Here is an 8,136-nt window from a genome sequence, read left to right as displayed (position 1 = left end):
GGTCACCCCCGCGCCCCCCCCCCCCCCGGGTGGGGCCGGCGGGGGGCCCCCACCGGGGCATGGGGGGGTGGCCGCCCAGCGGCCGGCACTACCACGCTATTTCGTGCTTTCCTCGCGCTCCTGCACCTGCGCCTGGCGCAGCTCCTGCTCGGAGGCACGCAGCGCCTTCACGTCCAGCTTGCGGATGCTGTCGATGAAGCACGGCATGCGCGGGCCGCCGGTGGGGTCGCGCACCAGCACCTTGTCGAAACGCGCCGAAACACGGTTCATCTGGCTGGTCAGGCCGATGGCGGTGGCATACGGCAGGTCCTGGCAGGGCCCCCTCAATTCCAGCAGATAGGCCTCGCTGGGACGCGTCCACACCGCCAGCGCGCTATCACCCAGTTCGGTCCAGCCGTTGAGGCTGCCGAAGAACTGCATGTCGTTCTGCGGCGCGCCGGCATGGGCACGGTACAGGTCAAGTTTCTCGGCAGAGCTGAGCCGGCCGGTGGTCGCGCAGGCGGCCAGCGCCAGGCAGAGTCCGGCCATCAGGATCGGGGTCTTCATGGCGATCTCCTCGGGGAACTGTCGCCATCATGCGCCTGCGCAGACAACGCCGGCGCGAAAGCCAGTGCCCCATTCAGCAGCCGGTCGGCGGCTCCTGGCCGGACCACGGCAGTCGCCAACCTTGGTTGGCGCTTGCCCTGCAAGAGCAGCCGACCAAGGTCGGCTTCCACCAAAGCGTGCCCAGCGCCTCAGACGTCGGCGTGGGCCAGTGCGTGCAGGCGCCCCTCGCGCAGCTCCAGCACCCGGTCCAGGCGCCGTGCCAGGCTGCGGTCGTGGGTCACCAGCACCAGACTGGTATGCCGCGCACGATTCAGTTCCAGCATCAGCTCGAACACCGTCGCCGCGGTGCGGTCATCGAGGTTGCCGGTCGGCTCGTCCCCGAGCACGCAGGCCGGATGATTGACCAGCGCACGCGCCACTGCGGCACGCTGGCGTTCGCCACCGGACAGTTCGCCGGGCTTGTGGTCCAGGCGATGGCCAAGGCCGACCGCTTCCAGCAGCGTGGTGGCCCGGCTGCTCGCCTCGGCCACTGCAGTACCGGCCAGCAGCACCGGCATCATCACGTTTTCCAGCGCGGTGAACTCAGGCAGCAGGTGGTGGAACTGATAGACGAAGCCCAGCGCCTGGTTGCGCAGCAGGCCGCGCGCGGTATCGGACAGCGCTGACATGCGCTGGCCGGTCACATAGACCTCGCCGGCGGTCGGAATGTCCAGGCCACCCAGCAGGTGCAGCAGCGTGCTCTTGCCGGCGCCGGAGGCACCGATGATCGCGACCGTTTCGCCGGCGGTCACGGTCAGGTCCAGGCCATCGAACACCGGGGTCTGCATGCGCCCTTCGGCGTAGGTCTTGCCCAGTGCTTCGGCGCGGATCACTTCATCGCCGCGGTTGAAGACCTTATTCATAACGCAGGGCCTCCGCCGGCTGGGTGCGTGCTGCCCGCCAGGCGGGATACAGGGTGGCCAGGAAGCTCATCAGCAGCGCGACCACGGTGATCGCCACCACGTCGCCGGTCTGCATGTCGGTCGGCAGGCCGGTGATGTAGTACACATCCTCCGGCATCAGCTTGACGTTGAACACGCTCTCGATGGCACCGAGGATGCGCTCCAGGTTGAGTGTGAGGGTGATGCCACCGATCAGGCCGGCCAGCGTGCCGAAGATGCCGATCAGCGAACCCTGCACCATGAACACCTGCATCACCCCGCCCGGGGTCAGGCCGAGCGTGCGCAGGATGGCGATGTCGGCCTGCTTGTCAGTGACCAGCATCACCTGCGAGGACACCAGGTTGAACGCGCCCATGGCGATGATCAGCGACAGCAGGATGCCCATCACCACCTTCTCCATGCGCAGCGAGTGGTAGAGGTTGGCGTTCTGCTGGGTCCAGTCACTCACGCGGTACGCACCACCGAGGTTCTGCGCGAGGTCCACGCCCACTTCCAGCGAGCGGTCCATGTCGTGCAGTTTCAGCCGCACGCCGGTAGCACCATCGGAACGCAGCACGCGCTCCAGGTCCTTCATGTTGGCGAAGCCGACGCCGCGGTCGACCTCGTTGTAGCCGGCCTCGAAAATTCCGCTCACGGTAAAGCGTTTCATCCGTGGCACCGCACCGGCAGGCGTGCCCTGCACTTCGGCGAACGTCACCAGCACCTGATCGCCAACGTCCACGCCCAGCCAGATCGCCAGCTCCTTGCCCAGCAGCAGGTTGAAGTTGCCCGGCGTGAGGCTGTCATAGCTGCCCTTGGTGACCTTCTTGTCGATCACCGATACCTTCGGCTCCAGCGCCGGATCGATGCCCTGGATGATCGCGCCCTGCACGCGCGGGCCGCTGATCATCGACTGGATCTCGATGTACGGCGCAGCACCGGCCACGCGCGGGTCCTTGCTGGCCACGTCGACTACGCGCATCCAGTCCGGCATCGGCTCGCCGTCGCGGCTGATGGTGGTGTGCGCGGTCATCTGCAGCAGGCGGCTGCGGATTTCCTTCTGGAAACCGCTCATCACCGCCAAGGTGGTGATCAGCACCGTGACGCCGAGCGCGATGCCCAGGATCGATGCCATCGAGATGAAGGAGATAAAGCCGTTGCGGCGCTTGGCGCGCAGGTAGCGCAGGCCAATGGCCACGGGAATGGGTTTGAACATGCAGGCACGCCGGTCAATTCAGCTTATGGTGCCATCGACCGGGGCCTACGGGAAACGCCACGTGCGGCCACGGCCAGTCGCAGTTCACGTCGCTGCCCGGAATCGAGCACATCCGGCCAGAACAGCAGGCGCCGGCGGCGGCGATCCTCACGCCAGAGCAACAACAGCCATGGACCACGCACGACCAGCTGGGGTGTATCGGCGTCCTGCCCGGCCACCTGCAGCGGCTCGGGCGGTGCTGGCAGAAGCACCTGCACGCGCGGCCTGCGCTGTCGCCAGGCCAGTTCGGCCAACCCGATGACCCAGGCCAGCACCACCGCGGGCATCAGCAACCGTGAAGGCAGATCCGATGCGCGCAGCAGCCAGGGCGCAGCCAGCAGCACCGCCAACTGGGCGGCAGCCTGCAGCCGCGAGGGGCGCCACTCAAGGCTTGAGGGCGAGGATCTTCTGCATGAGGGGGATCGCGTGCGCATGTGGACAGGCCTCATAGCCCATGAACCAGCGCCACAACTTATCGTCCTCGCAGTCGAGCAGGAACAGGAAAACCTCGCGCTCTTCGGTCGGCGCAGTGCTCCATTCGTGGTCCAGGTAGCGACCGAACAGCTGGTCCAGCTCACGCATGCCGCGGCGGCAACGCCAGCGCAGCTTCTTCAGCAGAACGTCTTCTTCCATCATGTTTCTCCAGATACAGCAAAGCCACGCATGGCGTGGCTCTACTGGGGTGGCACAGCCACGCGTGGCGTGGCTCTACCGGGTACAGCCAGGCCTGATCAGGCGCGGCGTTCCATCATCAGCTTCTTGATCTCGGCGATCGCCAGCGCCGGGTTCAGGCCCTTCGGGCAGGTCCGGGCGCAGTTCATGATGGTGTGGCAGCGGTACAGCTTGAACGGATCTTCCAGATCGTCCAGGCGCGCACCGGTGTCCTCATCGCGCGAGTCGATGATCCAGCGGTAGGCCTGCAGCAGGATCGCCGGGCCCAGGTAACGCTCGCCGTTCCACCAGTAGCTCGGGCAGCTGGTCGAGCAGCAGGCGCACAGGATGCACTCGTACAGGCCGTCCAGCTTCTTGCGGTCTTCCGGCGACTGCAGGCGCTCACGATCCGGCGGTGCCGGAGTCTGGGTGCGGATCCACGGCTTGATCGAGGCGTACTGCGCGTAGAAGTGGGTCAGGTCCGGAACCAGATCCTTGACCACGTTCATGTGCGGCAGCGGGTAGATCGGCACTTCCTTCTTGCCGCAGTCCGAGATGGCTCGGGTGCAGGCCAGGGTGTTGGTGCCGTCGATGTTCATCGCGCACGAACCACAGATACCTTCGCGGCAGGAGCGGCGGAAGGTCAGGGTCGGGTCGATCTCGTTCTTGATCTTGATCAGGGCGTCCAGGACCATCGGGCCACAGGCGTCCAGATCGACTTCATAGGTATCGGTGCGCGGGTTGCTGTCGTCGTCCGGACTCCAGCGGTAGATCTTGAAGGTGCGCACGTTCTTGCCGCCGTTCTTGACGGGGAAGTGCTTGCCCTTCGTGATCTTGGAATTCTTGGGGAGTGAAAACTCGGCCATGGCTGCTCTCGTTGGCTCAGGCGGCCCGCGCCCGTGGGCGCGGATTGCATGGTAGGCGGGGTCGGATCAGTACACGCGCGGCTTCGGCGGCACCACGGACACGTCGTCGGTCAACGTGTACATGTGCACCGGACGGTAGTCGAAGCTGCACTTGCCCTTCTCGTCGACGCTGACCAGGGTGTGCTTCTGCCAGTTGACGTCGTCGCGGTCCGGATAGTCCTCGTGCGCATGCGCGCCGCGGCTTTCCTTGCGCTGTTCGGCCGAGTTGATCGTCGCCACCGCGTTGAGCAGCAGGTTGTTCAGCTCGTAGGTCTCGATCAGGTCCGAGTTCCAGACCAGCGAACGGTCGGAGACCTTCACGTCCTGGAACGAGTCGAAGATCTTGTCCATCTTCTCGCAGCCTTCCTTCAGCGTCTGGCTGGTGCGGAAGACCGCCGCGTCGGCCTGCATGGTGCGCTGCATGCGATCGCGGATGACCGAGGTCGGGGTATCGCCGTTGGCGTGGCGCAGCTTGTCCAGCAGGCCCAGCGCCTTGTCGCAGGCATCGGCCGGCAGCGGCTTGTGCGACGCGCCCGGCTTGATGGTCTCGGCGCAGCGGTTGGCCACTGCACGACCGAACACCACCAGGTCCAGCAGCGAGTTCGAGCCCAGGCGGTTGGCGCCGTGCACGGACACGCAGGCGGCTTCGCCGATCGCGTACAGGCCCGGGATCACCGCATCGGGGTTGTCGCCATCCTTGCGCACCACTTCGCCGTGGTAATTGGTCGGAATGCCGCCCATGTTGTAGTGCACGGTCGGGATCACCGGGATCGGCTGCTTGTGCACGTCGACGCCGGCGAAGATGCGGGCGCTCTCGGCAATGCCCGGCAGCTTCTCGTCGATCACGCCCGGGCCAAGGTGGGTCAGGTCGAGCAGGATGTGGTCCTTGTGCTCGCCGACGCCGCGGCCTTCGCGGATCTCGATGGTCATCGAACGGCTGACCACGTCGCGCGAGGCCAGATCCTTGTAGTGCGGTGCGTAACGCTCCATGAAGCGCTCGCCGCTGCTGTTGCGCAGGATGCCGCCTTCACCGCGGACACCCTCGGTGATCAGGCAGCCGGCGCCGTAGATGCCGGTCGGGTGGAACTGCACGAACTCCATGTCCTGCATGGCGATGCCGGCACGCATGGCCAGGCCGCCACCGTCACCGGTGCAGGTGTGCGCCGAGGTGGCGCTGAAGTAGGCACGGCCGTAGCCGCCGGTGGCCAGCACCACGCCCTGGGCGCGGAACAGGTGCAGGGTGCCGTCGGACATGTCCAACGCCAGCACGCCGCGGCAGGCACCTTCGTCATCGAAGATCAGGTCGAGCGCGAAGTACTCGATCATGAAGCGTGCGTCGTGCTTCAGCGACTGCTGGTACAGCGTGTGCAGCATCGCGTGGCCGGTACGGTCGGCCGCCGCGCAGGTACGCTGCGCCGCCGGGCCTTCGCCGTACTTGGTGGTCATGCCACCGAACGGACGCTGGTAGATCTTGCCTTCGGCCGTACGCGAGAACGGCACGCCGTAGTGTTCGAGCTCGATGATGGCCGGGATGGCCTCACGGCACATGTACTCGATGGCGTCCTGGTCGCCCAGCCAGTCCGAGCCCTTGATGGTGTCGAAGAAGTGGTAGCGCCAGTCGTCCTCGCCCATGTTGGCGAGTGCGGCCGAGATACCGCCCTGGGCGGCAACGGTGTGCGAACGGGTCGGGAAGACCTTGGTCAGGCACACGGTCTGCAGGCCCTTGGCGGCCAGGCCGAACGTGGCGCGCAGGCCGGCGCCGCCGGCGCCCACCACGACCATGTCGTACTTGTGTTCGGTGATCTTGTAAGCGGACATCTAATCTGGATTCCTGTGTAGGTGCCTGGGCTCAGGCAACGCCGAGGGCGATGCGGCCCACCGCAAACACACTGACGATCATGCCGAGCACGGCGACGAACTTCACCGCGGTCTGCAGCACCAGGGCCAGCAGCGATTCGTGGATGTAATCTTCCAGCACGACCTGCATGCCGAGCTGCGCGTGCCAGAACATGGCGATCAGCAGGCCGATCAGCGGCACAGCGTTCCACGGCTTGGCCACGGCGGCGGCGGCGGTCGCGTAGTCCGAGCCCAGCAGGCCCAGCACGAAGACCAGGAACCAGATGCCCAGGGCCACCAGGGCGGCGGCGGTCAGGCGCTGGTGCACGAAGTGCTCGGTGCCGGTCTTGGCCGAACCGAGGCCGCGTACGCTCTTCAACGGGGTACGGAACTTGCTCACGCGGCACCTCCGAACATCACATAGGCCCACACCAGCAGGGTGATCACCAGGCTGCCGATGACCGACAGCCAGCTGCTGCGGATGAAGGCGGGGATGCTGAAGCCGATGGCGAAGTCCTGCACCACATGGCGGATGCCATTGCACAGGTGATAGGCGAACGACCATGTCCACGCGAACAGGAACACGCGGCCATACCAGGCCCCGGCGTGGCCGGTGAAGCAGTTCCAGGACTCGGGCCCCATCATCAGGGCCAGCAGGCCGGCGGCGATAATGAGGGCACCAACAGACAGAAAGACGCCAGTGGCTCGATGCAGGATCGAGGTGGCCATCTGAATCTGCCAGCGATACACCTGAAGGTGCGGGGAAAGTGGGCGTTGTCTGGTCGCCATTCGCTGGGCTCGTTGTCTCGGCTGGGCGGCACACGGCCGCGTTGGCTCAATGCTGATCAGAAATCGATGCAGCGTCCGTTTTTCTCCCAATCGCCATACCGCACCGGATCAAGTCCGCCGCGGCCGCCGAATTCCTCTGCTTTTTCCTGTTCCACGGGCACGGGTGCCGCGGGGACCAGCGGGGCTTCAGATTCGTCGTCGGGAGTGGGGGTTGTTTGGCCTATCATGTTCGGTCTCGCAACGCACAAATTTTAGACCTCGTTCACGTGCCTGACAACCTGCCCCCTGCTTTCGTCGGATATCCGCGCCTGCCCGGCCACCAGCTGCTGAGCCTGCAAGGCCCGGATGCAGCTGTCTTTGCCCACGCCCAGTTCAGCAGCGATGTCACCGCCCTGCCCCTGCAGCACTGGCAGTGGAGCGCCTGGCTGAGCGCCAAGGGCCGCACCCTGGCGGTGTTCCAGCTGCTTCGGCTAGCGGACGACCACGTGATGCTGGTGCTGGCCGACGGCGATGCCGATGCGATTGCGTCGCAACTGCAGCGCTTCGTGTTCCGCCGCAAGGTGAAGGTACTGGTGCGCAGCGATCTGGCCGTGGCCGGCGCGTTCACTGCGCCCGAAGCCGCCAGCGGCGCTGCGATTGCGCAGACCGCAGGTGACGGCTGGGAGCTGGACCTGGGCAGCGACGCCCTGCCGCGGACCCTGCGCATTGGCGCCGCCGATGCCTTTGCAGCCAGCAGTGAAGCCGATGAGGCCGCTTTCGCACTGGCCTGGCGCCAGGCCGACCTGCGCTACGGCCTGCCCCGGCTGCAAGAAAGCCAGCGCGAAGTGTGGACCCCGCAGCAGCTGGGGTTGGACCGCCTGAACGGTTACAGCGTGAAGAAGGGCTGCTATCCCGGCCAGGAAATCGTCGCCCGCACCCACTTCCTCGGCAAGGCCAAGCGTGCGGTGCAGCTGCTGCATACCGCGGCACCGGCGCAGGCAGGCGATGGCGTGCAGCAGGACGGCGCAGCGCTGGGCACGATTGCCTGCGTGGCCGGCGACCTGGCACTGGCGGTGCTGCCGCTGGAGGCCAGCGACGCTGATCTGCAGGTGGGTGATGCCATCGCGCAGCGCATGCCGTTGCTGGGTGGCCTGGCGCGCTGAATCCGGTGGATGCAAGGAATGGTAGTGGCGGGGGGGGGGGGGGGGGCACACCCCGTTTTTTGTTTTTGGAATTTTTGACCCCCACCCCTCAA

11 protein-coding genes are annotated in these 8,136 nt (G+C 66.2%); 1 reads left to right on the top strand and 10 read right to left on the bottom strand.

What is annotated here, in order from left to right; genetic code table 11:
- Positions 1 to 96 precede the first annotated feature (96 nt).
- The 10 genes from ABE423_RS20020 to ABE423_RS19975 form a co-directional block, all read right to left on the bottom strand.
- A complete protein-coding gene (locus ABE423_RS20020) occupies positions 97 to 546 on the bottom strand; it encodes a DUF6491 family protein (protein WP_032128869.1) in 450 nt (149 codons plus the stop codon).
- Positions 547 to 734: 188 nt separating this feature from the next.
- Positions 735 to 1,448, bottom strand: coding sequence for a lipoprotein-releasing ABC transporter ATP-binding protein LolD (gene lolD / locus ABE423_RS20015; RefSeq protein WP_005409083.1), 714 nt, complete (start codon positions 1,446 to 1,448; stop codon positions 735 to 737).
- Positions 1,441 to 2,682, bottom strand: coding sequence for a lipoprotein-releasing ABC transporter permease subunit (locus tag ABE423_RS20010; protein ID WP_180836684.1), 1,242 nt, complete (start codon positions 2,680 to 2,682; stop codon positions 1,441 to 1,443). Before ABE423_RS20010 ends, lolD begins: the two co-directional genes overlap by 8 nt.
- A gap of 23 nt (positions 2,683 to 2,705) precedes the next feature.
- Positions 2,706 to 3,155, bottom strand: a complete 450-nt coding sequence (locus tag ABE423_RS20005; protein ID WP_071229280.1) for a hypothetical protein — start codon at positions 3,153 to 3,155, stop codon at positions 2,706 to 2,708.
- Positions 3,106 to 3,354: a succinate dehydrogenase assembly factor 2 gene (locus ABE423_RS20000; RefSeq protein ID WP_005409080.1), complete on the bottom strand. Its 249-nt coding sequence runs from the start codon at positions 3,352 to 3,354 to the stop codon at positions 3,106 to 3,108. Before ABE423_RS20000 ends, ABE423_RS20005 begins: the two co-directional genes overlap by 50 nt.
- Before the next feature lie 98 nt (positions 3,355 to 3,452).
- Positions 3,453 to 4,238: a succinate dehydrogenase iron-sulfur subunit gene (locus ABE423_RS19995; RefSeq protein ID WP_005409079.1), complete on the bottom strand. Its 786-nt coding sequence runs from the start codon at positions 4,236 to 4,238 to the stop codon at positions 3,453 to 3,455.
- A 66-nt stretch (positions 4,239 to 4,304) separates the two neighbouring features.
- The gene (gene sdhA, locus ABE423_RS19990) at positions 4,305 to 6,095 is read right to left on the bottom strand and encodes a succinate dehydrogenase flavoprotein subunit (RefSeq protein ID WP_134951043.1); all 1,791 of its coding nucleotides are present in this window, start codon (positions 6,093 to 6,095) and stop codon (positions 4,305 to 4,307) included.
- 31 nt (positions 6,096 to 6,126) lie between these two features.
- A complete protein-coding gene (gene sdhD, locus ABE423_RS19985) occupies positions 6,127 to 6,513 on the bottom strand; it encodes a succinate dehydrogenase, hydrophobic membrane anchor protein (protein ID WP_032128865.1) in 387 nt (128 codons plus the stop codon).
- Positions 6,510 to 6,902: a succinate dehydrogenase, cytochrome b556 subunit gene (gene sdhC / locus ABE423_RS19980; protein ID WP_024958620.1), complete on the bottom strand. Its 393-nt coding sequence runs from the start codon at positions 6,900 to 6,902 to the stop codon at positions 6,510 to 6,512. Before sdhC ends, sdhD begins: the two co-directional genes overlap by 4 nt.
- Before the next feature lie 56 nt (positions 6,903 to 6,958).
- Positions 6,959 to 7,129: a DUF1674 domain-containing protein gene (locus tag ABE423_RS19975; protein WP_005409075.1), complete on the bottom strand. Its 171-nt coding sequence runs from the start codon at positions 7,127 to 7,129 to the stop codon at positions 6,959 to 6,961.
- Positions 7,130 to 7,168: 39 nt separating this feature from the next.
- On the opposite strand from ABE423_RS19975, the gene ABE423_RS19970 reads away from it, so the two are divergent.
- Positions 7,169 to 8,044 carry a folate-binding protein gene (locus ABE423_RS19970; RefSeq protein ID WP_253143891.1) on the top strand — a complete coding sequence of 292 codons (876 nt, stop codon included), beginning with the start codon at positions 7,169 to 7,171 and terminating at the stop codon, positions 8,042 to 8,044.
- Positions 8,045 to 8,136 lie beyond the last annotated feature (92 nt).

This window comes from Stenotrophomonas sp. TWI1409, assembly GCF_039673015.1.
Classification (GTDB): domain Bacteria; phylum Pseudomonadota; class Gammaproteobacteria; order Xanthomonadales; family Xanthomonadaceae; genus Stenotrophomonas; species Stenotrophomonas maltophilia_A.
This window is presented reverse-complemented; position numbering and strand designations above follow the sequence as displayed.